Source organism: Helicobacter mastomyrinus (assembly GCF_039555295.1).
Taxonomy (GTDB): Bacteria; Campylobacterota; Campylobacteria; order Campylobacterales; family Helicobacteraceae; genus Helicobacter_C; species Helicobacter_C mastomyrinus.
Genome location: NZ_CP145316.1, coordinates 2,064,236 through 2,090,509, shown reverse-complemented (window position 1 = coordinate 2,090,509; position 26,274 = coordinate 2,064,236). Strand labels below are relative to the sequence as shown.

24 protein-coding genes and 1 pseudogene are annotated in these 26,274 nt (G+C 39.3%); 12 read left to right on the top strand and 13 right to left on the bottom strand.

The features are described 5' to 3' along the window. Positions 1–17: 17 nt before the first annotated feature. Positions 18–303, bottom strand: a pseudogene (locus V3I05_RS10625) (ATP phosphoribosyltransferase regulatory subunit); the annotation flags it as partial. A 381-nt stretch (positions 304–684) separates the two neighbouring features. Between V3I05_RS10625 and V3I05_RS10620 the strand changes: the two are divergent. The 4 genes from V3I05_RS10620 to V3I05_RS10605 all read left to right on the top strand — a co-directional run bounded on the left by V3I05_RS10620 (position 685) and on the right by V3I05_RS10605 (position 4,363). Further along, positions 685–1,794 carry a glycosyltransferase family 9 protein gene (locus tag V3I05_RS10620; protein WP_343353611.1) on the top strand — a complete coding sequence of 370 codons (1,110 nt, stop codon included), beginning with the start codon at positions 685–687 and terminating at the stop codon, positions 1,792–1,794. Next, a complete protein-coding gene (locus tag V3I05_RS10615; RefSeq protein WP_295699534.1) occupies positions 1,784–2,410 on the top strand; it encodes a flavin reductase family protein in 627 nt (208 codons plus the stop codon). The genes V3I05_RS10620 and V3I05_RS10615 overlap by 11 nt, the downstream gene beginning before the upstream one ends. Positions 2,411–2,450: 40 nt before the next feature. Continuing rightward, positions 2,451–3,641, top strand: a complete 1,191-nt coding sequence (dapE, locus tag V3I05_RS10610) for a succinyl-diaminopimelate desuccinylase (protein ID WP_343354266.1) — start codon at positions 2,451–2,453, stop codon at positions 3,639–3,641. Positions 3,642–3,712: 71 nt separating this feature from the next. Continuing rightward, positions 3,713–4,363, top strand: coding sequence for a YhcH/YjgK/YiaL family protein (locus V3I05_RS10605; RefSeq protein WP_343353608.1), 651 nt, complete (start codon positions 3,713–3,715; stop codon positions 4,361–4,363). A 140-nt stretch (positions 4,364–4,503) separates the two neighbouring features. On the opposite strand, the gene V3I05_RS10600 is transcribed toward V3I05_RS10605, so the two are convergent. From V3I05_RS10600 to V3I05_RS10590, 3 genes are all read right to left on the bottom strand, one after another. Continuing rightward, positions 4,504–4,629 (bottom strand): hypothetical protein, encoded by a 126-nt coding sequence (locus V3I05_RS10600; RefSeq protein WP_343353606.1) that lies wholly within the window; start codon positions 4,627–4,629, stop codon positions 4,504–4,506. Continuing rightward, complete coding sequence (locus tag V3I05_RS10595; protein ID WP_343353604.1) at positions 4,626–5,078, bottom strand: hypothetical protein; 453 nt, start codon at positions 5,076–5,078, stop codon at positions 4,626–4,628. The genes V3I05_RS10600 and V3I05_RS10595 overlap by 4 nt, the downstream gene beginning before the upstream one ends. A gap of 375 nt (positions 5,079–5,453) precedes the next feature. Continuing rightward, positions 5,454–7,730 carry a TonB-dependent receptor domain-containing protein gene (locus V3I05_RS10590; RefSeq protein ID WP_343353602.1) on the bottom strand — a complete coding sequence of 759 codons (2,277 nt, stop codon included), beginning with the start codon at positions 7,728–7,730 and terminating at the stop codon, positions 5,454–5,456. 1,470 nt (positions 7,731–9,200) lie between these two features. Between V3I05_RS10590 and yedF the strand changes: the two genes are divergently transcribed. The 8 genes from yedF (at position 9,201) to V3I05_RS10550 (ending at position 17,969) form a co-directional block, all read left to right on the top strand. Beyond that, a complete protein-coding gene (gene yedF / locus V3I05_RS10585) occupies positions 9,201–9,821 on the top strand; it encodes a sulfurtransferase-like selenium metabolism protein YedF (RefSeq protein WP_343353600.1) in 621 nt (206 codons plus the stop codon). A gap of 62 nt (positions 9,822–9,883) precedes the next feature. Beyond that, complete coding sequence (selD, locus tag V3I05_RS10580) at positions 9,884–10,891, top strand: selenide, water dikinase SelD (RefSeq protein WP_343353598.1); 1,008 nt, start codon at positions 9,884–9,886, stop codon at positions 10,889–10,891. Positions 10,892–11,017: 126 nt separating this feature from the next. Then, complete coding sequence (locus V3I05_RS10575) at positions 11,018–11,710, top strand: hypothetical protein (protein WP_343353597.1); 693 nt, start codon at positions 11,018–11,020, stop codon at positions 11,708–11,710. Between the two features lie 113 nt (positions 11,711–11,823). Further along, a complete protein-coding gene (flgE, locus tag V3I05_RS10570) occupies positions 11,824–13,983 on the top strand; it encodes a flagellar hook protein FlgE (RefSeq protein WP_295702031.1) in 2,160 nt (719 codons plus the stop codon). Positions 13,984–14,115: 132 nt separating this feature from the next. Beyond that, the gene (locus V3I05_RS10565; RefSeq protein ID WP_425531738.1) at positions 14,116–15,099 is read left to right on the top strand and encodes a catalase; all 984 of its coding nucleotides are present in this window, start codon (positions 14,116–14,118) and stop codon (positions 15,097–15,099) included. Positions 15,100–15,111: 12 nt separating this feature from the next. Continuing rightward, a complete protein-coding gene (gene htpX / locus V3I05_RS10560; protein WP_343354264.1) occupies positions 15,112–16,041 on the top strand; it encodes a zinc metalloprotease HtpX in 930 nt (309 codons plus the stop codon). Positions 16,042–16,073: 32 nt separating this feature from the next. Beyond that, positions 16,074–16,631, top strand: coding sequence for a GTP cyclohydrolase I FolE (folE, locus tag V3I05_RS10555; protein WP_300451762.1), 558 nt, complete (start codon positions 16,074–16,076; stop codon positions 16,629–16,631). Between the two features lie 192 nt (positions 16,632–16,823). Beyond that, complete coding sequence (locus V3I05_RS10550) at positions 16,824–17,969, top strand: hypothetical protein (RefSeq protein WP_343353595.1); 1,146 nt, start codon at positions 16,824–16,826, stop codon at positions 17,967–17,969. 141 nt (positions 17,970–18,110) lie between these two features. On the opposite strand, the gene hemC is transcribed toward V3I05_RS10550, so the two are convergent. The 9 genes from hemC to V3I05_RS10505 all read right to left on the bottom strand — a co-directional run bounded on the left by hemC (position 18,111) and on the right by V3I05_RS10505 (position 26,273). Beyond that, complete coding sequence (gene hemC, locus V3I05_RS10545) at positions 18,111–19,061, bottom strand: hydroxymethylbilane synthase (RefSeq protein WP_343353593.1); 951 nt, start codon at positions 19,059–19,061, stop codon at positions 18,111–18,113. Then, complete coding sequence (locus tag V3I05_RS10540) at positions 19,051–20,832, bottom strand: proline--tRNA ligase (RefSeq protein ID WP_343353592.1); 1,782 nt, start codon at positions 20,830–20,832, stop codon at positions 19,051–19,053. The genes hemC and V3I05_RS10540 overlap by 11 nt, the downstream gene beginning before the upstream one ends. 9 nt (positions 20,833–20,841) lie before the next feature. Further along, positions 20,842–22,164: a glutamyl-tRNA reductase gene (hemA, locus tag V3I05_RS10535; RefSeq protein WP_343353590.1), complete on the bottom strand. Its 1,323-nt coding sequence runs from the start codon at positions 22,162–22,164 to the stop codon at positions 20,842–20,844. 9 nt (positions 22,165–22,173) lie between these two features. After that, entirely contained in the window at positions 22,174–23,085 is a 912-nt protein-coding gene (locus V3I05_RS10530) for a polyprenyl synthetase family protein (protein ID WP_295702018.1), read from the bottom strand. Beyond that, a complete protein-coding gene (locus V3I05_RS10525) occupies positions 23,086–23,508 on the bottom strand; it encodes a hypothetical protein (RefSeq protein ID WP_300448997.1) in 423 nt (140 codons plus the stop codon). Beyond that, positions 23,501–23,764 (bottom strand): DUF2018 family protein, encoded by a 264-nt coding sequence (locus tag V3I05_RS10520; RefSeq protein ID WP_295702014.1) that lies wholly within the window; start codon positions 23,762–23,764, stop codon positions 23,501–23,503. The genes V3I05_RS10525 and V3I05_RS10520 overlap by 8 nt, the downstream gene beginning before the upstream one ends. 2 nt (positions 23,765–23,766) lie before the next feature. After that, entirely contained in the window at positions 23,767–25,077 is a 1,311-nt protein-coding gene (gene hisD / locus V3I05_RS10515; RefSeq protein ID WP_343353587.1) for a histidinol dehydrogenase, read from the bottom strand. 139 nt (positions 25,078–25,216) lie between these two features. Beyond that, on the bottom strand, positions 25,217–25,606 hold the full coding sequence (locus V3I05_RS10510; RefSeq protein ID WP_343353586.1) for a hypothetical protein: 390 nt from the start codon (positions 25,604–25,606) through the stop codon (positions 25,217–25,219). Between the two features lies 1 nt (position 25,607). Next, positions 25,608–26,273 (bottom strand): YggS family pyridoxal phosphate-dependent enzyme, encoded by a 666-nt coding sequence (locus V3I05_RS10505; RefSeq protein ID WP_300448995.1) that lies wholly within the window; start codon positions 26,271–26,273, stop codon positions 25,608–25,610. Position 26,274: the final 1 nt, after the last annotated feature.

Below are 26,274 nucleotides of genomic sequence, written 5' to 3'. Positions count from 1 at the left end.
ATATTGCGATACAGTTAGCGCGCTAAAGGCACGGTCAAATCAAATCTCAAAGCGACATCCCGCCCCCGTGGTCTTTGAAACGATATAGCTCTTTTTGTATCTCATCGCTGCCCTGCTTTACTAACACATCGGCATATTCTAAATGTGGCGTTTCAATAGGCACAAAGCCAGTCGGAAGCTCATAAATACAGCACTTAATTTGTTTAATAAAATAGTCTTTGCGAGTGCCTCTTTAGGCAATCTATCTCTGAATCCACTCAATGTGCGAGGGCAACCAACGCCATTTACAAAACCTCCTAGCAGCAATGCCTTTACTTCAAATTTTATAAAAGTTTTCATCTCTACCTTAAAAATATTTTATTTTAACTATGAGTTCCAAAAGTAATTTAAGAAAATTATGCCTTTGCTAACAGATTTTTAGCTTTTTAGCTAAGCAACACGCTTATAATCAAAGTCTAAAATATCACTATACGGAGTGCAAGGAAAAGTGTTTTTTACAAAAGATATACGCCATATCCACACATCTCAAGTTAAAAGCATTCTCTTTACGCCTGCCAGAATTGGCTAGGCCGATAGTGTGATGGTATCTCCAGCATTTGAATGGCTTAAAAAAGCTTTGAAACAGCGCACTTTACCCTTGTAGGCACGAAAGCGAGTTGTGGAATCTATGAGCGAGATAAACGCGTGAAAGCCATTTTTATAGACAATACCAAAGCCGCATCTTGTAGAATCATCGCCACAAAGGCACTTGCTAATAAAATAGGCACACACGATATTGCCATTAGTTTTAGTAATACCTTTTTTCTGCCCTGCTTTTGTATTGAGCAAAGCCCTTTGCGTATAGGCTATGGTAAAAATGCCCGAAACTTCCTCCTCTCTCACCCACTTACTTTACACAAATATCATCAAAATGAACTCAAACACCAAGTGCTTTTATACCTTGAACTTATCACTCCACTATCACAAGTGCAAAATTATGCGATCAAAACCCAGAATAGCGCAGATTTTATACAAGATTTTGCATATAAAAAAGATAAAAACAAAAAAAATTCTATAAATCTCTCTAATCACTCACATATAAAAATCTCGCACGATGAGATTCTTACCTACCTTGCCACACAGCCGCTTCATCTCATCTCCTCGCCTATCACGCTCCCTACAAAAAGTTATGCTATAGGGATTAATCCCGGAGCCGCTTTTGGCAGTGCAAAATGTTGGGAAAAATCATATTTTATTGATATTATTAAGCATTTTCTCACACAAGGCTATGATGTCTATCTCTTTGGCTCAAGTGAGCAATCCCGCGCGAATGTAGAAATCGCCCAATCTTTTATCAATCACCCACAGGCGCAGTTTTTTCATAATCTCACAGATAAAACAAGCCTCACGCAGCTTATTGACTACATCGGCGCGATGAATGTGTTTATCACTAATGATAGCGGACCTATGCACATTGCTGCTGCCTTAAATGTCCCAATGATAGCTATCTTTGGACCCACAAATATTGATGAGACAGCCCCTTATAGCCCCGCTCCCCTGGCACAAAATCACACTTTAGAGATTCAAAGTGCTGCAAATATGCGAGATACGCAAGATTCTATATCCCCTCACATTATAGAAAATCCTCCACAATGGGTGCTACTCTGCAAATATGTGCCTTGTGCGCCGTGCAAAAAGCGTGAATGTCCCCTCACTCATCATCGTTGTATGACGCTTATCACACCACAGGAGGTTATCACTCACACTATAAATCTGCTAAAAAATAATGACAAAAGGCTAAATAATGATACTTGAAGCACATTCAACCACACCCTTACAGCATTATAAAATTTTGAGTAATACGATCACGCCGCGACCTATTGCGTGGGTAAGCACGATTTTCCCCAATGGTGGAGTAAATCTCGCGCCTTTTAGCTTCTTTGCTCCTATTAGTGTGAATCCGCCTATTTTTTCTATCTGTATGATGCAAAAAAGCGATGGATTAGAAAAAGATAGTTTTAAAAATATCTTTCACACGCACAAAGCAAGTATCAGTATGTGCGAAATTTCGCATATTCAAGCATTGCATAATAGTAGCGCGGAGCTTGAGTTTAATATGAGTGAGGCAATTGAATTTGACATACCGCTTGAAATCGTGCAATCAGGCTATCCTCCTATACCTAAAGGTGTAAAAGTCGCTTTTATGTGCGATTTGTATGATGTCTTAGAGCTAGGAGAAGCCAAAAGTGTGCTTTTAGAGGCTAAAATTTTTTATATAGATGATAGCATTTATAGGGAGGACTTGCACCTTAGCCCAAACTTCATTGGTCGTGTAGGGCGCATTTATAGGTCTTTAGGAGCGGAGATTATCCCTACACAGACAAATCCTACAGAATCTACAGCCCACAACCCAAAGGAGAGCGATGAATAAACCCAAAACCTCTCTAAATAATCATCATCAAGGATTGCCTATGCCTATTACATTCTTACAAGAATTGATTACCTATCCCACCATCACACCCAAAGAATGTGGGATTTACAAGCATATTTTAGATAAGCTCCAACCCATCGTGCAAAGTAAAGGGCTTGATAGCCTCATCATCGAGCAAGAAAAAGCAGGAGTGAAAAATCTGTTTTTTGCCATAATGCCTAAAAATACTGATAAAAGCGCACTTTTTCATTTATGCTTTGCTGGGCATATTGACGTCGTGCCTACGGGAGAAAATTGGTCTTTTGAGCCATTTTCAGGCTTGGAAAAAGAGGGCTATATCTGCGGTCGTGGTGCACAAGATATGAAAGGCGGCATAAGTGCGTTTATTTGCGCGATTTGCGATTTTTTAGAATCTTCGTCTTTTGAAAATTCTACATTAATGCTTTCTATTTTGCTTACAAGCGACGAGGAGGGTGAAGGCATTTATGGCACAAAATATATGCTTGAGCAGCTAGAGAGGGAATCTTTGCTCCCTCATAGCTGTATTGTCGCCGAGCCTACGAGCATTCAACGCACGGGTGATATGTGTAAAATTGGCAGACGCGGCTCAATTAATGGCATACTCACCATTCAAGGCAAGCAAGGGCACGTAGCCTATCCGGAAAAATGTATCAATCCCATAGAATTGCTAGGAGATAGGCTTGGTGCATTAGCCGGTGCAGCACTAGATAATGGAAATGAGTATTTTACGCCCACACGTCTAGTCATAACAGACATTCGTGGCGGTATGGAGGTGGTAAATGTAACGCCGCAGAATCTTAAAATAATGTTTAATGTGAGATATTCGCCTTTAAGCAATGTAGATTCTATTCGGACTTATATTGATTCTGTGCTTAGCTCACTGCCTTATGAGCTAAGCCTTAAAGTTAGCTCATTACCCTTTATCACGCGGCAGGATAGCCCTCTCATACAAACACTTTGTGAGGCGATTAAGCATACAGCACAAATCACACCTACATTAAGCACAAGCGGGGGTACAAGTGATGCGCGATTTTTCGCACAATATGGGATAGATGTGATAGAACTTGGTGTGCCAAATGATAGAATCCACGCCATAGATGAACGTGTATCCATAAAGGATATTCTTACTCTGCGCGATATTTTTCTTCATTTTTTACATTTAAAAGCAAAGAGTGCTAATCCTCTTATTGCAAAGGAGCATAGCACTTAAAAACGCAATGTGTGGCACTTACTTGTGAAGCACAAATCTATAGACACATAACCTACACAAAGGAGCAATAAATGGCAATTATTGGTAAACTCACCCAACTTGATTGGTTTTTTAAGGCTTATCCTATGCTTAAAGAAGCAAAAGACTATATGCTTAATGCTACAAACCCTACCCATAGCATACATAAAAGGATTATTGAACTTGACTTAGCAGGGCAGGAACGCAAAGAAGTGAGCTATGCACTCTCACAAGGTGTGCGAGCCATCGAGCAAACCTATCATCTTAAAGAAGCTAAAAATGCGTTTTTTGAGACACATCGCGCATTTATTGACTTTCAACTTGTGGTAGAGGGATATGAATATATGTGTATTGGTGATAGGAGCGCGTTTGATGTGAAGATTCCCTATGATGAAAGTAGAGATTTAATTGTATATGATAATGCCTTACCATACAGCTTATATTCGCATTACAAGGCTTTACATATAGAAACTAGCAATCATAAAACTACTTTGCCAAAAGTATGTCGCCCTTTTCCTATTGATGAATCTATCAACACACCCTGTCGTAGCAATATACTTCTAACAAGTGGGGATCTAGCGGTATTTTTCCCTAATGATGTGCATGCGGGAGGATTAGAATTAACGCCAAATATCAATCATAATGTTATGTCTCAAGTAAAAAAAAGTGTACTCAAGGTGCCCGTATCGCTCCTTGGGTTGTAACTCTTTTCACAAAAACAATAAACTTTTGTCTTATAGTTTCATAAAATAATATACTCAAAGTTAAATCTATAACGCTATGTTATAGATTTAAGAGGTAAACATATATAAGATAAGCTCTAAAATGTAGACTTATAGTAAGGCTACACGCTAAAATATATAGCCAAGATAGTAACGATAAAGCCTATTCCCATTACTCCAAAGCCACTTTTACGTTTGCCCTTGCAAAATGAAGTCATAATAAGCCCAGAGAGATAGAAAAGTATCATAGATAGCCCAAAGCACACGGCAATAAAGTCAAAAATGTGAATTTAAAGCCCCCGAGCTCAAATTTTGTCCCCCCGCTTTTGTGCATCATCATCAGCACACCATAGAGGTTTCTATCTACCACATTAAGTATCAAGCCTTCTTTTTGGTCATTCATTATCGTAGCTGAATACTTGACATTCCCCATACTTGGATTTCCTCGAGCCATTTTAATTTCTGTATTGCTTGGGATTCTAAGATTATTTTCTTCTAGCACATTGATGATAAAATCTCTTTCTTCACCTTTTTTAGGCTTTAAATCTAGAGGGATTTTAGTGATAGTCGCCCCTGAATTTTGCCGTATCTCAAAGATATAGAGTGCTCCTGTAATAGCATAAATCAATGCTGCAGGAAGAAAAAAAAGACTAAGGTATAAATGGATTTGCATCCAAAGTTTGCGATGAAGTTTCATAATGGAGTTTCCTTTGAAATAATATAAATACTCACAATCTTATCTAAATAATGTGAGCTATGTGTGAAATTTATCATCAAATTACCTTAGAGCAATACCAAAATAATGAATAAATTCTCATTATTTTTCGCGATGATGGGGAACTACAAGTTTTATGTTGGTTGCCTCCATCCTATTCTAACTCTCATAATAACAAATGGATCGTCTCATCATTGCGAGGGTAATGCCCCCAAAATAATCTATAAACAAAGACAGATGGCTCTTCTAAGATTCCCTTGCAATCACAGGAAAATATAGATTTACTAGTGAGGACAAACGCTTCACATATATACTTTATTAGTCTTTGCTCTCACCTCGCAATAACAAAGCAAAAAGTTACCAATCCGCCCTAAAACTTATCCAATATGCTCTTGCGGGCAAGATTCTTTGATAGGGATTAATATATGATGTGCCACCCCTTCCACTGCTATAAGTAATCAAATTATCTGGATCATAGAATTTCACATCAAGGAGATTATTCACCGCAAAAGTGAGGGCATAAGTTTTATTAAACTTATAGGTAGCCGCAATATCTACTAACTGATAATCTTTATAATACTTCCCTACAAGTCCTCGCGCACTTGTAGCAAGACTGCTTTGTTGCACTGCGGAAGTGGGTGTTTGGAAGTTACCACTCCAGCGAATATAGGCATCAAAGTTCTTATAGTGATAGTTTGGCTTAATGGTAAATTTATGTTTAGGAATATTGTTTATAGGCTCACCTACAAGAAATTCTTGATTTGCATTAGAGACACTAAGTGTTCTTGAATAAGTAAATCCATAACTTGCATCAAGAGAGATTCCATAAATAGGCTTTAGCTTAAAGCTTGTCTCTGCTCCTGTGAGCATAGCACTATCAAGGTTGCGATAAAAGGCACATTGATTAGCACCCGCTGCATCACATAATACACCATCGATAGTAGTTCCGGGTTGAATGCCTGTAACGCTTGAAATTTTATTATTAAAATCTGTATAGAATCCGGTTAATATTAGCATAGCTGGTTCAGTATCAAGAATAGCGCTTAGCTCATAGCTCACACTCTGCTCGGGCTTTAGGTTTTTATTACCATAAGATGCCGTGGTTGTGTTATTGTTACCCCTATCGGTGCTTAACGTATAACCCTCATAGAGATAGCTAAGCTGTGGCACAAGCACCCCTGTGGCAATGCCAGCCTTAAAAGTAAGCCAATCGGTAGGATTGTAATTCACATAGAATCGAGGATTAGGGATAGCCTTAAAAATATCGCTGTAATTGTAGCGTAAGCCTAGAGTCGTGCTAAAGTATTGATTGATGAGATATTCACCCTCGGCAAAAAGGGCTACTTGATTCATATCTCTTCTAAAGCCATTGTTTTTAGTATAGAGCTGCTGCCATATATAATACACTCCACCATTAAAGATAAGGCTTCCTGCTCTACCAAAATCAAAATCATCAGTAAAGGTAGATTGAAAAATAAGGTCTCGATTGTATCGTCCATTCGCCCAATCTACGGTATTTCCTTTTGATGAACCTGGCCAAAGCCCACTACCCCAAGTGCTATTGGTATCAGCGTGAGAAGCCCATTGTGTTTGACTATATTGTATATAACTATTGATTTTACCCCAATCATAATCTGCGGTGTGGCTTAAAATATTATTAAATTTATAGAAATCTCTTACCGCAGTAATGCTGCTTGATGATGTTTTGAGGCTTCCTGTCCGTGCAAAGAATACTTCAGAATCTAAGTAGATATAATTATTTTTATTAGGCGTGAAGTTGAGCCGTCCTCCGGCATTCCATTGGGTATAGCCTGTAGCAGACCAATTATAATATGGATTGCTAAAATTTACGCTGCCATTATTGCCTGATGTATATGTGATAGGTGTATGGGGTCCCTTACCGGGTTCATAAAATGCATTTTGCCCACCCCATTTGTAGGCTCCACGAAGATTCAAAGAAAGCATTTCTTTTATAAGAGGGATATTCATATAGCCATTTATTCCATATTGAGGACCAAAGGTTTGAGGATGTTGGGAAAGTGTAGTCTCAAGTTGGATTCCCCCGCTAAATCTATCGCTATGTTTTTTAGTAATGATATTTATCACCCCACCCATTGCATCGCTTCCATAGATGATAGAAGCAGGTCCTCGAATAACCTCGATCCTCTCTATCATACTAGCAGGAGGCATAAAGGAAGTAAAGGTGCCATTAAAGCCATTAGCATCAAAGCCTTGAGCGACATTTTGTCGTTTGCCATCAATAAGGATAAGCGTATAAGCTGAGCCAAGCCCACGCATAGAAATGGTATTACCCCCTGTTTTTCCGGCTTCCACATACACACCCGGAATATCTTGCACCGCATCGCCTAGGTCTCTAATAGGGCGAGTGAGTATTTCCTCACGTGGGATAATGGCTATACTTGCCGGAGCATCTTTTATATCTTGCTCATAGCCTGAAGCACTTACCACAGAGCGCCCTAGATTAACCTTGCGGACATTTTCATCATCTACATTTTGACTTGATTCTTGGCTATGCCCCCCCCCCATTTGGTTATTTGCTGAATCTAGCGAATCTGCGATTGCAAAGCTACTTAGCAAACTTGCTACTAAGGTGCTATACGGAATAATTTTCATTGTTCCTCCTTGAAAATTTTAAGTGATACTATCATTTACAAACAATAATAAGAATGATTTGCAAATGAATAGCTGATAATAGCAAATGAAAACTAAAGTGAAAATTAAAAAGTGTGAGAAAAGTTATATTTTAATAATATTTCATAATGCAAACAATAAATACTATTCAATTCATAGTCCTTAAAATTGAGATAATTGCAGAAAAGAGGCTTCTTAAATGCTCTAGATATGGAATATTTATAAACTAAATCAGCTTTAACCCCCTCCTCTATACGATAAAATTTGAGTTTTAAGACTCTACTCATAAGTATTTATTTTTACTTGATTCTTTTTTTAACAAATATCAACTTTATTAAAGTTTGAAATTCTTTTATGTTTTCTTTTTTCTATCAGGAGTGAGCAGTATATCTAGTGAAGGGCATAAATGTGTAAGTATGGACTAGTGCTAAAGCACAAGAGTGAGGTTAGCTTGGCAATATATACCTCACTCCTCCTTATATATCATTTACTAGATTACCTGCTCTTATCACCCTTATGATGCCTTAAGAGATTTTGCAAGTGTGAAGTTAAGAGGGTAATCCAAGGAATGCTTAGACGTGTATGCACTATCGTATGATTTATTTTATATAAGTTAAAAGATATGTTTTGCTTGTAAATAGATTCAAATTTAGAATCTTGTTTGCTGTTTTTGCTAAAAAACGATGAGTTCGGTTTGATGTTTAATATCTCAAAAAAATATTTATCTTAATACTTTGATAACTTCTTTTTATCGCAAAAAGATGTAATCCTGCAAAGGCAAAAGGGGTTTACCCTCCAGCCCCAAAAGAGCGGAGGTAGTAACGCCTCCTTAATTCTCTTTTTCCGCACCACAAAGTGGGTGAGAAAGCAGATAGTGTTATTTTAACAAAAAACTCATCGTCTTTCTTTGACACCAACATCTCAAAACACTCCCTTTTTTTATCACTTTTGATTTTTTTATAAATAAGGTAGGCACTTTAATATGAATATGCAAGACAAAAGTTTTACCTCTTTTTGCTTAAGGGATTATCTACCCACTCTCTATAATCCCAATAAAGCCTACATAAGATAAAAGATTTGCTCTTTCTGCACCTGTGGTAGTTTAGAAATGATTTATGTATCAGTATAAATTTTAGTAAAACTCACTTAGGCTAAAAGATTTTTACAGAGCAATATGTTATTGCCAAAGCACTTAAGACAAAAGTGCTAAACCCAATATTATACTCTCATTGGTATGAATGCTATTGATACCATTGAACAAAACAATAAAAATGTTTTTATATAAAAGTAAGCACGACCTTTTGACACTTTTGCTTAAAGAAGTTTTAATCCATAAAAGTGTATTATCACTTTTTTACCCTTGAGGTTTTGTATGAAGTCGTATTACAGAATCCTCTAAGGCAATTCTATTTAGATTCTATGCCCTTACAAATAAGGGAGTAAAGGATTATGATGAATAATACCATACAAATTGATGTGCGTGATCTCCCTTGTCCCGAGCCTGTTATCAAAGCAAAAAAGGCGCTTTTAGGCGTGAATGAGCATTCCTTAAAGCTTCATAGCTATGAGATTATTGGCAATACACCATCTTCTAAGGAGAATCTCACACGTTTCTTAAAATCAGAGGGCTTTGAGTTTGAAATGGGCTTTGGGCGCGATGAGCAGTTTATGATTATCCTTAAGGGTAAGATTACAGACAAAAAAACAAAACAGGGCAAAGAGAAAATCGTGCCTAAAATGATGCTTTTCAAAAGCGATAGAGTGGGGGATGGAGAGCTAGGCGGTATGCTCGTTAATGGTTTTTTAAAATCCCTACTCAATGCTGATGCACTACCTCAAAAGATTCTCTTTATCAATCGCGGCGTTTTACTCACAACCGATAACAAAGAGGTGGATAACACAGAGATTGTAGAAGCCCTCAAAGAGCTTGAAAAGCAAGGAGTTGAAATCTATTCTTGTGGGTCGTGTTTGAGCTATTTTGCTCTTACAGAGCGGCTTAAAGTCGGTATGATAGGCAATTCGCTTGAGAGCATACAAAATATGCTTATAAGCGATAGCCTCATTTCATTCTAGGGCTATCTATGGCGGATTACGAACTTACCCAACATATTCAATGTGCGGGTTGAGCAGCTAAAGTGGGTCTGGCAGACTTATCACAAATCTTTAGCGGGCTTAGCCAAAAGCCTAATCCTCTTTTGCTCGCTGGATTTGAGGGTAATGAGGACTGCGGAGCTATGCTACTTTCCAATGAAAGCGAGTATGCTATCCTCTCAAGCGTGGATTTTATCACGCCTGTGGTTGATGACCCCTATATCTATGGGCAAATTGCCGCAGCAAATGCCTTGAGTGATATTTTTGCGATGGGAGGCAAGGCTTTAAGTGCGTTGAATCTGCTCATGTGGGATAGCGCGCATTTTGATAGCAATATAGCTAATGCCATTCTTAGAGGTGGGTTAGATAAGATTACAGAATCTGGCGCATTGTTGCTTGGCGGACATACTATTAAAGACAAAGAGCAGAAATATGGCTTATCGGTTAATGGCATCGTGCATAAAGATTCTATGTGGCGTAATCACACCGGGCAAATTGGTGATGCACTCGTGCTTACCAAGCCTTTGGGAAGCGGGATTCTCACTACTGCTATTAAGGCTCGTAGTCTCAAAGATAGTGCTCAAGTAATACAAGCTATGTCTATGCTCAATCTTTATGCAGCACATATCGCACAAAGTTATGAAATCCACGCTTGCACAGATATTACGGGATTTGGGTTAATAGGACACGCACTTGAGATGTGTCGGGCTCCTAAGACAGAGCAACCCCATCACATAGAGGCAAAAAGTATGCTTTTTTATACACAAGAGATTCCATTATTTGATGGTATCAAGGAACTTGCTCAAGTAGGTATTGTGCCGGGTGGTTCGTATGAAAACAAAAAGACTTTACAACAATATGTATCCATACAATGTAGTCTAGAAGATGATATTTACTACTATGATGCACAAACATCAGGGGGGCTACTCTTTGCCCTGCCTTTTGGTGAGGCAAAGGAATTTGTCTATGAACTTCGCAAAACCGGTATAGAGCAAGCCAATATTATAGGAGAAATCATTTCAAAACAAGAAAAATCTATCATTCTAGGATAATTAAATATATAAAAATATTCCATATTTTATTTATAAAAATATCCATCATAATAAATATATCTTTTTAAAGGAAATTTTTTTTACCGATTTATTTGTGTTCATTTTAAAACTTTGGAGGGCAGTCGTATGCAATTCAATACCATAAACACCCTAGTACGTAGGTTTTTTGTTCTCAAAGAAGAGGGTTTTATCGCCAATACGAATTATAAAGAAGATTTGCAAAAATTTCTCCCAAAAGAAGAGTGTGGTATTTTTAACACAATGTTTGAATCTCCTAATCTTGACAAAGCAATTGATAATATAAAACAATCCTATATGGCTGGAAAAATAAAGCAACAATATGTAATCAATATTCTCTCCGAACCAAAGATAACACAAATCGCCCTCATTCTTGTTAAAGGCTCTCAGCCAAATGCACTGGAACGAGCTATTCGCACAAGGGAACATATCGACAAAAATAGTGTCCATTTTTTAGAGCTTATACAAAACTTAGAAGAAAAGCTCCTAACTTTCATTAGCTCACGTGTAAGTAAATTTCCACCTAATACCTCCCCAAATGATTATAAAAAAACACTCAACAATCAAGAAATCAGTATGAGTAATGTAGCACGATATTTTGGTGGAGATTTTGAAAGAGCCTATCTTGATGATAGGGGTGTAGGTAAATTATACTATGAACTCCTCGTATGCAGGGTGCTTATGAAACATAAATTTATGAATCCAGAAGATGCTCAAAAAATCCTTCTTGTATCTATTTGGAATGCCATACCTGCCTTTAGAAGCAAAACACGAATAACATCTGTAGGAAGCACACGCTAACTTTTGGGATTTTTCTCTCTTCATATTTTTCAATCCTCTATACTTATTTTTGGAATACATATTGCTTGTCTTTTTGGTATAAAATTGCTAGATTCTATAAGAAAGGATACAATATGTTAAGATCTTTGTGGTCAGGTGTTAGCGGTATGCAGGCACATCAAATTGCACTTGATGTGGAGAGTAATAATATTGCCAATGTTAATACCGTTGGTTTTAAATACTCAAGAGCTTCCTTTGTGGATATGCTATCACAAATCAAGCTTATTGCTACTTCTCCCTATAAAAATGGGTTAGGCGGGCAAAATGACTTTTCAATCGGCTTAGGGGTTGGGATTGATGCGACAACAAAGGTGTTTTCACAAGGGAATACACAAAATACTGATGTTAAAACAGATATAGCCATTGAGGGTGATGGATTCTTCATTATTTCACCTGATAGAGGCACTACACACAATTATACGCGTAATGGTGAGTTTCTCTTTGATGCAAATGGGAATCTTGTAACCACAGGCGGCTATGTCGTGCAAGGCTGGGTGCGCCCTCCACTTGAATCTGCAGAAATTGAAACAATGAGCGATTTTGACTTCTTTAGGGTAGATAATACCGGACCTATAAGAAATATTCAAATTGACCCGGGTATGGTAATGCCTGCACGTGCAACCAAAACAATTACATTACGTGCAAATCTTAATGCAGGACGCCACGTAGAGCAAATACGAGATGTAGCCGCTCTTGATTCCACAACACGAACAACAGCCGATGGTAATGCCCCCGTATATGATTCTCGTGGTATGCTTACACAAGTAAGTGAAGATATGGGTGTGTTATTTAACGATGAGGGAGATGCCTTTGCCCTCAATGAAAATCAAGGCATTTGGATGAGCTATAAAACAGCTGCAATTAAACACGAAATTGTAGCAACCAATGAAGTGAGCACCATAGGTATTAATGGAGAGAATATAAGCTTTTCAAATAATTCTGCAATTACAGGTATTAGCTCTATTGTAGCAGCTCAAAATGCTATTAATTCCGTCCGTGATAAGACAGGTGTAAGTGCTTATGTGGATTCAGGACAGCTAAGAATTGAAAATCGCAATCAAATGGATGGCGGTGAAAAAGTCAAAAATATCCGTATTACTGCTGATGGAACAGGTGCATTTGAAGAGTTTGTTCAAGGTGAAGAGGATATTACCGCCTTTAGATACCGCTATACAAAATCTGAAGATGCAGATTCTACTACAGGACAATTTAGAACCACTGAAGATTTACGCGCCCTTATGCAATATGATGCAAACATGATTAAGAATCCTGAAAAAACTTACCATGAAAGCACCGCTTCAGTAGGGGTAACGATTAATAATTGGGGTATGTTTGAGATTATCAATCGCAATGATGAAGATGATGAAGAGCAGCGCAATCTTAGCCTTTATGTTACAAGCCACTTCTCCGAAAATGTAACTAATAACGTGCTTTTCAAAGAAACGATGAAAGCCCTCAACACCGCTTCACTCATCGAAGGAGGCTCATCGGTTAGCACAAGCAAAATTACAAAAGCCACACACGCTACAAGCGTAGATATTGTCGATAGTTTAGGAAGTAAGCATAACATTCGCTTTGAATTTTGGAAAACAGGTGATGCAGTATGGAGCTTTAGAGCCATAGTGCCTGAACCAGCACAATTTATCGGTGGCTCTGCAAGCAAGCCCAATGTCTTTGAAGGAGGAAGGGCAACTTTTAACGGCGATGGTTCGCTTTCGGGTATGAATCCTCCCATATTACAATTTGACCCAAAAAATGGAAGCAAGGGACCACAAAGGCTTGAGCTTAAATTTGGCGCGAATGAAACATTTGGGGGATTAACAAGTGTGGATAAAATCTCCGAAACCTATTCCATTAATCAAAATGGCTATCAAGCAGGGGATTTGATGGATATTCGCTTTGACTCCAATGGCTCATTGCTTGGGGCTTTTAGTAATGGACGCTCTATTGCTCTAGCACAAGTTGCCCTTGCAAATTTTGCGAACAACACAGGTTTGCAAGCTGAAGGTGGCAATGTATTTTCCCAAACAGGAAATTCCGGAGAGCCAATGATTGGCGCAGCAAACACAGGACGTAGAGGTGGGGTATCGGGCAGTAAGCTAGAGATGAGTAATGTGGACTTAAGCCGATCTCTCACACAGCTTATTGTAGTTCAGAGAGGATTCCAAGCAAATTCAAAAGCCGTAACGACCTCCGACCAGATTCTTAACACTCTTCTTAACCTCAAGCAATAATATTTGAGCTATGGGTAAAGCCCATAGCCTTTTCTACGCACATTAACATATCAAAACCACTCATTGGCTATAAATAATATTTAAGTATATATATTTTAGAATCTCGTTTTAATCTCAGCATTAAGGAACATTATGTCAAATCTATCTTCTATTGGTAAAATCCTTATAGCAGGGCTATGCTCTTCTGTGCTTCTCTCAAGCATACACGCAAAAGAAGAGCATGATGCTCAAAAAATAGCTGATATTTTTTATACACTTAATGGCGATAAAAATAACCCGCATAAAAAAATCAATCACACAAAAGGTTTCTGCGCTACTGGAGAGTTTCTCCCAGCAAAAGGCATTACAAAAACCCTAGACATTCCCCTTTTATCTCAAAAATCTATTCCCACACAAGTGCGCTTTTCACTTGGTGGAGGAAATCCAAATGCGAGTGATAAGTCTAAAGCAAGAGGTTTAGCCCTTAAGCTCAATGGTAAAACAGATAATTGGGAAATGGTTGTGCTCAATACAGAAATCAACTTTGCCAAGAATCCAAAAGAGTTTTGGGATTTTTTTGCTATGAAAGTCCCCAAAAATGGCAAAGTTGATACAAAAAATATTCAAAAACGCACCCAACAAGTCGCTTCATTCCGCAATTATGAAGCCTACCTTGCTAAAATGGGTATCACTGGCAGTGTGGCAAACACTATGTATCATAGTATTCACACATTTTTTGTAAAAGATTCTAAAACTCAAGAAATACTCCCCGCACGATTTAAATTTGTCCCAACAAATGGTGTCTCTTATCTAAGCCAAGATGAGCTAAAGACTAAAGATGATAATTTTTTAGAATCTGATGCAAAGGCTAAGTTAGCAAAAAAACCTATCGAATACAAAATGGTGCTTGTTTTTGCCAATCCTAATGATGTAACCAATGATACGACTGCCTTATGGAGCGGTGAGCACAAAGAACTAGAAGTAGGCACATTGAGGGTAAAAAAATATGATGGCACAGATTGCAATGGAGATGTATTTATGCCCGGCGTATTGCCTAGTGGTGTGGGAGAGCCACAAGATCCATTATTTGATTTACGTAATAGCACTTATGCCATTACATTTGGTAGGAGACAATAAGGATATATGCCTATGACCTCCCATTTTGAGCGAATCATTGCTATGAACCGATATAAAACCTATATGGTTTTATGTGTATATATGGTGATTTTTGCACTCATTGGGCTTTTAGCCGATATTATCCGCTTAAATGCCCCTACTTTGCAAGAAGGATTTTTTCTCCTCTTAAGTGGAAGAGAATTTCCGCTCATTACCTTTGGTATGGCAGTGATAGCATTTGCCATTATCTGCTTTAGTCTCGGGCAATTCTCACGTATTATGCTAAGTGGGAATGAATATAAACGTATCAATCCCACTCTTGTCCTCTCTCGCAGAGAATCTCGTCTCTATGGCGTCTTCCAAGATCTGCTTAAAAAGGCAAAATGTCCCTTTGAGCCTGCCCTTTACATCATAGAAGCCCCTTATATGAATGCCTTTGCAAGCGGTTGGAATGCCAATAACTCAATGATAGCCATTACCTCCGCACTTTTAGACAAGCTTGATGAAGATGAGCTAAAGGCTGTCATCGCCCACGAACTAAGCCATATCAGGCACGGCGATGTGCGATTGACAATGTGCGTTGGGATTCTAAGCAATATTATGCTCTTAGGGGTAAATATCTTTGCCTTTTACTTTAGTTCAGGTAATTCTCAAGGTGCGCGGAGTGCGCGAATGATTTTACTTGTATTGCAGTTTGTGCTGCCTTTGCTTACACTTGTTTTAAGCCTCTTTATCAGTCGTAATCGCGAGTATATGGCAGATTCTGGTGCGGCATATTTGATGAGGGATAGTAAGCCTATGATAAGGGCACTGCAGAAAATCAGCCAAGATTATGCACAAAATAATTACCAAGAGCCAAATCCCACACGCGCAAATGCCTATCTTTTTAGTAAGGGGGAGATTCTAAGCACTCACCCTAGCATACAAAATCGCATAAAAGCCTTGCTTGGAGCGCATTTTTAGCATTTAAGCAATACATTAAAATAAGGCAAACAATGAATCTAGAGCAGCAACTCAAAATATTTTTTGGTACATTATGCAGCCATATAGGGGAGAATCCTGCCCGTGAGGGCTTAGTCCATACACCAAAGCGTTTAGCACAAAGCCTTACAGATATACTAAATGGCTATGGCAAAAGTCCAAAAGACGCTTTAGGAGAGGTATTTGAAGATGGTGTATGTGATGAAATGATAGTGCTTAAGAAATTGTCATTTTATTCAATGTGCGAACATCATCTCTTACCATTTTTTGGCACACTCTCCATTGGCTATATTCCGCAAAATAAACTTGTGGGCATCAGTGGATTAGCACGGTTGGCAGAAGTTTTCACGCATCGTTTGCAGATTCAAGAGCGTTTAACCGCAGAGATAGCAGATTCACTCACTCAAGAATTACAACCAAAGGGCGTAATGGTCGTTTGTGAGGCACGGCATCTCTGTCTTGAAATGCGTGGCAAACAGCAGCAATCACATATTATCACTTCTGCACTAAGAGGCTTGTTTAAAAAAGATTCTAAAACTCGTGCAGAATTTATGCAACTTATCAAGCAATAAATATTTTTCTTAAGTAAATATTATTAAATAAAAGATAAATATAACTTACGTTAAATGAAAAATTTAAAAGATATGTATATATTTTTCACTTTATCTTCTATAAATTTTATATTTTTATTGACAAGTCCTCTATTTTAAACAATAATAGTTTTAGTTCATTATTTGAACAAACAACTTTTTAGGAGGTTTCTAATGAAAAAGGTTCTTGTAAGTGGTGCATTATCGGCTTTTCTTGTATTGCCAGCAAGCGCAATTGAGATATACAGCGATGATGATAAAAAAGTTGAGATATATGGCTCTATTCGTGGTTTTATGGGCTATAGTGAAAGCACAAAAGCAGAAGATCCAGCAGCATTCCTCTTTGGATTGCAAAGTAACTCGCAATTTGGTGTAAGGGCGCAAATGGGTAAATTCAAGGCGAATGTGGAATTTGGTGCAAGAGAAGCTGATGTGATTCCTGCAGCAGATGGAAATACAACGGCTCCTTATAGACAATATTGGGGATCCTATGATACAGGATATGGGGTAGTGCTTTTTGGTAAGACAAATTCGCCAAGCTTTGATAATGGCTTTAGTAGCAACTGGCTCAATATTGATAGCGGTATGGTGGGTTTTGGTGGTTTGCCAACAGCTAAACGCCACATTCAGCTTCAATATAATATCGCAGGATTCAGCATCGGTGTGCTTGAAGATGTAAGAGGGAATGGTTGGAGTGGGACAAACAACAATCCCAATCAAGAAACACCTCGTATCGCAGCAAACTATACGATTAATAATGATAAAGGACAGCCATTTTTTAAAATTGCTGGTTCATACAAATACTATAATAGTGGCTCAATAAATCCTGACAATTCCCTTATTGCAACAAATCCCGGCACACACGCTTATCATATTTGGTTAGGCTTGCGTCCTACTTTTGGAAATTCATTCCTTTCACTTGTAGCACAATATGGTAAAAACGGCTATCTCTATGGTGAGCAAATTGCCGGAGCTTATAGTAAAGGTGGATATACTTTTACCAGCGTAGGTAATGGCGTAGGCTTAGGCGCAGAAATTGCTGGGGGCAAGGTAGAATTTGGCACAAAATTAAGCCAAGATGTATCTCTTATCCTTGGAGCTGGTTATCAAGCTACCTATGGAGGAAGCGCTCAAAGTGGTCCTATCCACAGCTACGCTGCATTCTTACAGCTCCCCTACAAGGCGAATGCAAATGTTGAAGTCGCTCCTCAAGTTACATTTTATAACACAGAAGGCAAAAAAACTTCAAAACTTCTTATAGCTAGTAGCAATAAGCAAGGGAGCGTAATAGCTGGTGTAAGAATCAAATGGGATTTCTAATCTCTCTTAAAGGTTGCCCTAGGCAACCTTTAAACTTTTAACTACACTTAAACCCATTCTCCTTTTATCCCTTCCATAAAGCATACTTTCCATTATACAAGACTCAAGTCTTAGAAATACTTATAGTGTAAAACTATCGTTTTACACAAATGCCATTTTTTGCGCACGAGTGAGTAGCTCTCTCGCGCCTTTTACGATAAACCTCTGTGCGAGTGTGCGTCCTAGATTCTCCCCTGCTCTTATATCTGCTAATGCTATCTTTCCTTGTAAATACTCCTCTATTGTCTCACTGCCATCGGGTAGCCCGACGATAGCCTTTAAACAAAGATTCTTGTCTGTATATTCCGCATACACGCCAATAGGCACTTGACACCCGCCCTCTAGCTCTCGCACAAACGCCCTTTCTGCACTCACGCACAGCGCAGTAGGAGCGTGGGTAAGTCTAGTGATAGTATCAAAATACGCACTATCACTACGCATTTCAATCCCCAACGCACCCTGCCCCATCGCTGGAATCATAAAAGCCAAAGGTGCGATATATGCCACATCATTTGTGCTAAGCCCTAGTCGCTTAATACCCGCTTGTGCTAAGATAATCGCATCAAATACCCCATCGCGCAGTTTTTGCAAACGCGTTTGCACATTCCCCCTTAGACTTAGCGTGTCTAAATCCGGGCGAAACTTCTTTATCTGCATAGAGCGGCGAAGCGAGGTTGTGCCTACTTTTGCACCTTGTGGCAAAGATTCAATACTAGGATGACACATACTCAAAAAGCTATCCCTACAATCCTCACGTTCAGTAATAGCAGCTAACTCAAGCCCATTCACAAACTCCACCGGCACATCTTTAAGGCTATGCACGGCTAAGTCAATCTCTCCGCTCAAAAGCAGCTCCTCAAGCTCCTTTGTAAAAAGCCCCTTGCCGCCGATTTTTGCCAATGGCACATCAAGTATCTTATCACCCTTTGTTTTGACGATTTGAATGCGAGATAAGATATTGCATTCATTTTCAAGGCGGGATTTGATATATTCAGCCTGCCATAATGCCAACGCACTCCCTCGTGTGCCAATAGTCAATGTTTTATGAGACATTTTCCCCTCCTAATATCCCAAGCAGCCGCCCTACAAGCTTTGCAGAATCGTGCGCATCTAACTCTATTTTCTGCAATCCCTCACGCAAAACAAGCTCCACTTTCTGTTCTGCTAATGCCTTGCCCACAATCAACGCACAATAAAATCCCAATAGCTCAAAATCTTTCATTTTTGCACCAAATCGCTCATCACGCTCATCAAGCAGCACATCAACGCCCTGTGCCTTAAGATTCTCATATAAAGCAAAGGCAAATTGACTTTGTGTGCTATCTTTAATGTTTGAAATCACAATCACTATATCAAAAACGCTCACCTCCCTACTCCACACACAGCCCAAATCATCGCTTTTTTGCTCCAAAATCGCCGGCAAAATGCGCGAGATTCCAAAGCCATAGCAACCCATAATGAAAGGTTCACTCTTGCCCTCTTTATTCAAAAACTCCGCATTTAATGCACTCGAATACTTTGTGCCTAGCTTAAAAATATGCCCCACCTCTATGCCTTTAGTATAGTAAAGCTCCCCGCTACATCTAGGGCATAAATCTCCTTCTTTTGCCACTGCTAAATCAGCATATTCTAAGCCTTCAAATGTGCTTAAATCCACACCTACAAAGTGAAAATCTCTCTCATTCGCCCCACAAATAAGGTTTGAAGCCTCCCTTAAGTTCTCATCAAAATAAATATGCTCACTCTGCGTGATATGACGTAATCCATAAGGACCTATGAATCCTACTTCAAGCCCCACAGCCCTAATCTCCTCTACACTCGCATCATCTAGTAGCAAAAAGCTACTATCCTTGCGATTAAGGGTGTTAAACATTTTTGTCTCCTCGCCATCATCATCACCCCGCACGAAAAAATACACCAATTCCCCGCTATTATCCGCCCTCATTGCCTTTTTCACAATCGCCTTAATGGTAAAAAACTTATCCACCTTAAAAAATGTGCTTAGAGATTCTATTGTGGTTGCATCAGGTGTGTGGAACTTTGCAAAGGCTGCCCGTGGGGGATTGCTATCATATTTTACTTCATTTAGACGAGGGGTAGTGCGGGGCTTTCTAGTGCCAATCTCAATATTCGCACCATACTCACAATCCTTGCATACGACAATCGTATCCTCACCGCAAGGAGCTAACACCATAAATTCCTTACTCCCACTCCCACCAATCGCTCCAGAATCTGCCTCTACAACCTTAAAATCCACGCCCATACGCTCTAAAATTCGCTTATAAGTAGCCTCCATTACATTAAATTCCCTATCTAAATCCTCTGTGCTACTATGGAAGCTGTATCCGTCTTTCATTATAAATTCACGCCCACGCATAAGCCCAAAGCGCGGACGCAATTCATCGCGGAATTTTGTATGGATTTGATAGAGATGCACAGGTAGCTGCTTGTAGCTTTTAAGAGTGCTTTTAGCAATGTATGTAACTGCCTCCTCGTGCGTAGGTCCTAGCACAAATTCATTCTCTTTCCTATCTGCAAAACGTAAAAGCTCCTTACCATATTTCTCATATCGCCCAGATTCTCGCCATAGCTCCGCGGGGGTAACAAACCCCATAAGCACTTCTTGCGCTCCTGTGGCGTCCATCTCCTCTTTGACAATCGCGCGGACTTTATCAAGGAGCTTTTTCCCTAAGGGCAAAAAGTTATAAATACCACTGCCTATCTGCTGTATGAATCCTCCACGGACAAGGTATTGATGGCTTTTTAACACAGCATCTTTGGGGGCTTCTTTAAGTGTGCTAACAAAAAGTTGTGAAAACTTCATAATCTTCCTTTAAAAAGTAGTATCTTTCTCGCATTTGTAGCCATTCAACATAACAATCTCATCATTAATATCAAACATACTTTTCATTGCCTCGATAATAGGATCACCCTGATGGCTCTCACTTGCAGCACGTAGGCGCATTGTAGGCTGATGCAGAAAGGTATTAAACGCCCCGTGCAAAATCTTTTCCACACTCTGGCGACACTCTTGTGGCAAAAACCCTTTTTTAATCGCTCTATCTAGCTCTTTGAGGGCAGATTCCTTAGCCAAATAGCGGATATGCTTAATCACAGGCTCAACACTTAAAGTTTGCAACCAAGCAAAAAAATTACTCGTAAATTGCTCTACGATTTTATGCGCGCTTTTTGCACTCTCCTCCCTTGCACTTTTATGCTCTTGTACCACTTCTTGCAAATCATCTACACAAAAAATCTGCACCCTCTCATCATTTATAGATTCTATATCGCGTGGCAAGGCTAAGTCAAACCACCACCTTTGCGTTTGGCTCGGTCTTAGCATATCTTTAGTAATCACATATTCAGGTGCACTCGTAGCACTAAAAAGTAGAGGAAATTGATTTACAAGCTCTGCTAATCTCTCATAAGATTCTATATGAATCTGCCCTCCAAACTCTAAAGCTAATTCTTGCGCGTGGCTTTGTGTGCGGCTTATAAGCGTAATATTAGCCTTCATATTGAGCAAATGCTTACAGGCTAGTCTCCCCATTTCTCCACTACCGACAACCAAAACGGGTAAAGATTCCAAACTCTGTGCATTTTGAGCGAGTTTTTGTGCTGCCATACATACTGCAGTAGAGGCAACAGACACGCTATGAGCTGAAATATCGGTTTGTTTGCGCACACTTGCTGCGCATTTAAAGGCAAAGTGCATCAAACGTGTCATATCCTTAGCACATAAGCCATTATCAAAGGCAAGTTTATAAGCACTCTTAAGCTGTCCTGTGATTTGCGTCTCCCCGATGACAAGGCTATCAAGGCTTGAAGCCACACCAAAAATATGATAAATCGCATATTCGTTCAAGCGCACAATCGCCATTTCTTTGATTTTTTCTAATGCCATAGTGCTAAAATGCGCAAAACACGCATAAATATGCTCTCTAGCCGCCTTTCTATCGTGCATACTCACATAAAGCTCTATGCGATTACAGGTGCAAAGCAAAATACTCTCTCTAATAGATTCGCACGCATTAATCTCTTGCAAAAAAGGGATAATCTGCGCTTCTTTTATGCTAAGCTGCTCACGCGTAGCAATATCCACATTTTTATGAGAAAAACTCACTACCATATATTGCATTTGAATCTTTTCCTGCATCACACTCTCCTAAAATGTCCGCTGCAACATCTGCTTAATCATCTCGTTAAGATGTTCATTGCCCTCATTAGCAATCGCCTCTAAAGCCTTATTTGCGTAAGATTGAGCTTTAGTAATACTTTTGCTTATAACATTATAATTACGCATTTGGGCTTGTATCCACGCTTCTTCTGCCTCATTTAAATCCACGCCACAATATGCACTTAGCCTTTCTTTATCACCATCATCAAGACAATCATACAAATCCATATAAGGCAAAGTCGTCTTACCCTCCTTAAAGTCGCTCATTGAGGGCTTACCGAGTGTTTGAGAATCTTGCGTAATATCTAAAATATCATCAATAATTTGAAAGGCTATGCCTAGATTTTCTCCATAGATTCGATAAATATGCTTATTTAAGCCTTTAAGTATCGCACCACACTCTGCTGCGGCAACAATTAGCGCGGCTGTCTTATCCGCACACATACGAATATAAGATTGCCTATCTGTGTGAAAGGCAGTAGAAAGTCGCACATCTTCAATCTCGCCAATGCTTAAGCGCACTACAGCAGAGGAGATACTTTGTGCGATTTCTGTATGAAATGCACTTAGCTCACAAAATGCCTTAGAATACAGCACATCGCCTAGCATAATGGCATTTTTATTACCAAATGTGGCATTGATAGAGGGTGCACCTCTGCGCGTTTGTGCATTATCAATCACATCATCGTGCAAGAGTGAGGCACTCTGTATCATCTCAATAAACGTACATACCCTTAATGCCTCTTCACTCATACCGCTAATACTTAGCAAAAGCTTACTGCGAAGCATTTTACCATATTGCAAATGTCCGCAAAGAGTACTAATCTCCTCATTATTGCATTCTGCAATGTATTCATTAATATAAGCCTTAATCCGCCCTATTGCAAGTTCCATATTCATTTATGCTCCCTCTGTTTGCAATAGAGAATCATCAAGCACAGCCACCCCCTGCCCTTCTATATACAGATTCAAATGCGCCTTTTCATCGCTAAAAGATTTAAAATACATCACCAAATGTGGCTTATCTTTATAGGCTCTATCCTCCATACCAAGCGGGATTTTATAAGCATTGCGTTGATAATCTGTGTAAAGCACTATTTGGTGATTAAATTTATCATAATTAAGATGGAGTACTAAACCATAGTTTTTGAACAACGTCCAGCGGAATCTCAACTCTTTTTGCACCCCACCGACCTTAAAATGTGCTGTATAAACTTGCTCTTTTTCAAGAGAAAGACTCTTTTTCCAAAGCCACACAGGAGAAGCTGCATGCATAGATTCAAAACATATCAAAAACAAAAAAATCAAAATGATTTTATTCATGATTGCTCAATATTTTTGCCATAGAATCTATAGCAAGATTATTTTTCATCTCTTCTAATTCTACAAGAATACTTTCATCAAAGCGAGATTGCTCGAGGGCGAGCTGTGCATCAATGCCCTGCTTATGCAAAAGCATTTCATAAATAGCAATCCGCTCTAGCAAAGATTCTAACTCTAAGCTAACAAGCGTAGGCGATGCATTATGTATAATCTCCTGCCATTTTTGCAAAGGTGTACCTTCAAAAAATGCGTCCATTCCTACTCCTTTTGTGATTTTATAGAATCTAATCGTGCTAAAACTGCTTGTGCGTGTGTGTCAAGAGATTCACATTGGGCTAATCGCGCACAAGATTCACCCATTTCTTTAAGTGCCTTGGCAGAAAAGGCAATAATAGAGCTTTTTTTGACAAAATTTTCTACACTAAGGGGTGAAAAAAATCGCGCGCTGCCGCCAGTAGGCAAGGTATGATTAGGACCAGCGAGATAATCCCCGATAGGCTCACTTGCATATTCTCCCAAGAATATAGCTCCGGCGTGTTTGATATACGGAAGCGCCTCAAATGGTGTAGCAGTAAGTATCTCCAAATGCTCAGGTGCAAGAGTATTAACTATATCTATACTCTCTTGTAAATTGCGTGTGTGTATCATCACGGCGCGATTTTCTATACTTTTTTGCGCGATGGCATTTCTAGGCATTGTGGGCAAAAATGCCTGAATATGCGAGCGCACAGATTCGATAAGTCGCATATCATCACTCACAAGAATGGCACTTGCCATTTCATCGTGTTCAGCTTGTGAGAGCAAATCATAGGCAACATAGGTGGGATTTGCGCCCTTATCAGCGATAATGGCAATCTCGCTAGGACCGGCTATCATATCGATATTGACCTCCCCGAACACCAGCTTTTTCGCACAAGCGACAAAAATATTGCCCGGACCGCTAATCACATCAACCTTTGGAATCTCCTTACAACCATACGCCATAAACCCTATGGCACTCGCCCCGCCTACTTTGTAGATTTCAGTAATGCCACATAAATGCAAAGCGGCGAGCAAAAGGGGATTAGGGCTATTGTGCGGTGTGGGGGAGCATACCACAATTTCTTTCACCCCTGCGACAATGGCTGGAATGGCATTCATCAAAAGTGAGCTTGGGTAAGCTGCCTTACCACCGGGTATATACAGCCCAGCTCGCTCTATGGGGGTAACCTTCACGCCGAGTATACTGCCATTATCTTCACAATCAATCCAACTTTGTGTTTTTTGCTTTTGATGAAAGGCGTAAATTCTATCATAGGCAAGGTGGATGGCGGATTTTAGCTCAGCAGATAGCTCATTATAAGCCTTAAGGCACTCTTGTGGCGTGATAGCTATATCTTGCAAAGTATGGGCTTCCCATTTATCAAACCGCGCAATATGTGCTTTTATAGCCTCTAAGCCATTTTGTTTTATCTCATCAAGTAAGGATTCTACGACAGAGGATACCTCTTTTATATCCATTTTGCCACGTGCTAGAAGTGCTTTGAAGCTAGTTTCAAAGTCTTTTGAGCGCACATCAAGGATTTTCATCATCTCCCCCATAATCATAAAGTAATTGGGAATTATATATTGCTACTCTAAACAAATGGGCTATATTGCTACGCCATTGCGACACATCAAGGGATAATCCTGCAAGCATCACATCTTAAAGGATAAAAAACGATAGATTCTATAGAGGAGTTGTGCGTATGAGATTATGACAACTAACGCACCCAGCGAGAATTCTTCCATATACGGCAGCGCCCTTTGCAATCTCATTATTCTTAAAAAACTTCTCTAATACTTCTATGTTTTCAACTTGCCGATTAATGATTCCACTCACTACATTGGTATCGCGTCTTTGCGATGCTTCAAGATATGTATTAGGATCAACTTGTCTTAATTCTTTATTAAGGATTTTAAATTTTTGCAAACCTTCATCAAGCCATACCTGATTACTATACAAAATGCCCTTTTCAATGAGACTCATTGCATACTCCATATCTTGCATAATGCACGTAAGTCTCCCTTCTGCAAATACCAAGCAAGCACATATACCCATAAGCCATAATATTTTCATCTTACTTCCTCTCAAATAATTTTGAGCCAATTCGCACGAGATTCGCCCCATACGCAATAGCCATTTCAAAATCCCCACTCATTCCCATAGAAAGTATTTTCGCACCCTTATCTTGCAAGGTATCAAACACATCACGAGTACGCTTGAAACTTGCTTCAATATCAGCCCTATTCTCACTATGTGCGCCAATACACATCACGCCTTCTAGCATAATACTAGGGCAAGTGCTCAAGATTTCTTCATAAATTGTCTTAGCAGTTTCTGCGCTCACGCCGCTTTTACTTGCTTCATTTGCCGCATTCACTTGCAATAATGCTCTTAGTTTTCGCTCTCCTAATCGCTTTTGCAATGCTTGAGCAAGTTTAAGAGAATCTAGGCTATGCAAAAGCGTGGGCTGCAAAGAAAGCAAAGTATTGATTTTATTTTCCTGCAAGGAACCAATAAAATGCCACTCTAATGGCAAATCCTCTAACTCCTCGCATTTAGCACGTAAATCTTGGACTTTGTTTTCTCCAAAGGCTCGTTGTCCGCATTCATAGAGTGCGCGTATATCTGCTTGGGTTTGATATTTACTCACTGCCACAAGCGATACGATATGATGTGCATTATATGCCAAACGTGCGCGTTCAATCCGCCGCAAGATTCTCTCAAGATTTAATGCTAACATC

What these genes read in the sequence shown, in the direction of transcription:
- hemA (WP_343353590.1), bottom strand. Translation starts at nt 22,164, where the DNA reads ATGCAGGAAAAGATTCAAATGCAATATATGGTAGTGAGTTTTTCTCAT.
- V3I05_RS10615 (WP_295699534.1), top strand. Translation starts at nt 1,784, where the DNA reads ATGATACTTGAAGCACATTCAACCACACCCTTACAGCATTATAAAATT.
- hemC (WP_343353593.1), bottom strand. Translation starts at nt 19,061, where the DNA reads ATGTCTCATAAAACATTGACTATTGGCACACGAGGGAGTGCGTTGGCA.
- yedF (WP_343353600.1), top strand. Translation starts at nt 9,201, where the DNA reads ATGAATAATACCATACAAATTGATGTGCGTGATCTCCCTTGTCCCGAG.
- V3I05_RS10525 (WP_300448997.1), bottom strand. Translation starts at nt 23,508, where the DNA reads ATGAATAAAATCATTTTGATTTTTTTGTTTTTGATATGTTTTGAATCT.
- htpX (WP_343354264.1), top strand. Translation starts at nt 15,112, where the DNA reads ATGACCTCCCATTTTGAGCGAATCATTGCTATGAACCGATATAAAACC.
- V3I05_RS10540 (WP_343353592.1), bottom strand. Translation starts at nt 20,832, where the DNA reads ATGAAGTTTTCACAACTTTTTGTTAGCACACTTAAAGAAGCCCCCAAA.
- dapE (WP_343354266.1), top strand. Translation starts at nt 2,451, where the DNA reads ATGCCTATTACATTCTTACAAGAATTGATTACCTATCCCACCATCACA.
- V3I05_RS10505 (WP_300448995.1), bottom strand. Translation starts at nt 26,273, where the DNA reads ATGTTAGCATTAAATCTTGAGAGAATCTTGCGGCGGATTGAACGCGCA.
- V3I05_RS10605 (WP_343353608.1), top strand. Translation starts at nt 3,713, where the DNA reads ATGGCAATTATTGGTAAACTCACCCAACTTGATTGGTTTTTTAAGGCT.
- V3I05_RS10520 (WP_295702014.1), bottom strand. Translation starts at nt 23,764, where the DNA reads ATGGACGCATTTTTTGAAGGTACACCTTTGCAAAAATGGCAGGAGATT.
- hisD (WP_343353587.1), bottom strand. Translation starts at nt 25,077, where the DNA reads ATGAAAATCCTTGATGTGCGCTCAAAAGACTTTGAAACTAGCTTCAAA.
- V3I05_RS10590 (WP_343353602.1), bottom strand. Translation starts at nt 7,730, where the DNA reads ATGAAAATTATTCCGTATAGCACCTTAGTAGCAAGTTTGCTAAGTAGC.
- V3I05_RS10575 (WP_343353597.1), top strand. Translation starts at nt 11,018, where the DNA reads ATGCAATTCAATACCATAAACACCCTAGTACGTAGGTTTTTTGTTCTC.
- V3I05_RS10510 (WP_343353586.1), bottom strand. Translation starts at nt 25,606, where the DNA reads ATGAAAATATTATGGCTTATGGGTATATGTGCTTGCTTGGTATTTGCA.
- V3I05_RS10565 (WP_425531738.1), top strand. Translation starts at nt 14,116, where the DNA reads ATGTCAAATCTATCTTCTATTGGTAAAATCCTTATAGCAGGGCTATGC.
- V3I05_RS10550 (WP_343353595.1), top strand. Translation starts at nt 16,824, where the DNA reads ATGAAAAAGGTTCTTGTAAGTGGTGCATTATCGGCTTTTCTTGTATTG.
- V3I05_RS10600 (WP_343353606.1), bottom strand. Translation starts at nt 4,629, where the DNA reads ATGATACTTTTCTATCTCTCTGGGCTTATTATGACTTCATTTTGCAAG.
- V3I05_RS10530 (WP_295702018.1), bottom strand. Translation starts at nt 23,085, where the DNA reads ATGAATATGGAACTTGCAATAGGGCGGATTAAGGCTTATATTAATGAA.
- flgE (WP_295702031.1), top strand. Translation starts at nt 11,824, where the DNA reads ATGTTAAGATCTTTGTGGTCAGGTGTTAGCGGTATGCAGGCACATCAA.
- folE (WP_300451762.1), top strand. Translation starts at nt 16,074, where the DNA reads ATGAATCTAGAGCAGCAACTCAAAATATTTTTTGGTACATTATGCAGC.
- V3I05_RS10595 (WP_343353604.1), bottom strand. Translation starts at nt 5,078, where the DNA reads ATGAAACTTCATCGCAAACTTTGGATGCAAATCCATTTATACCTTAGT.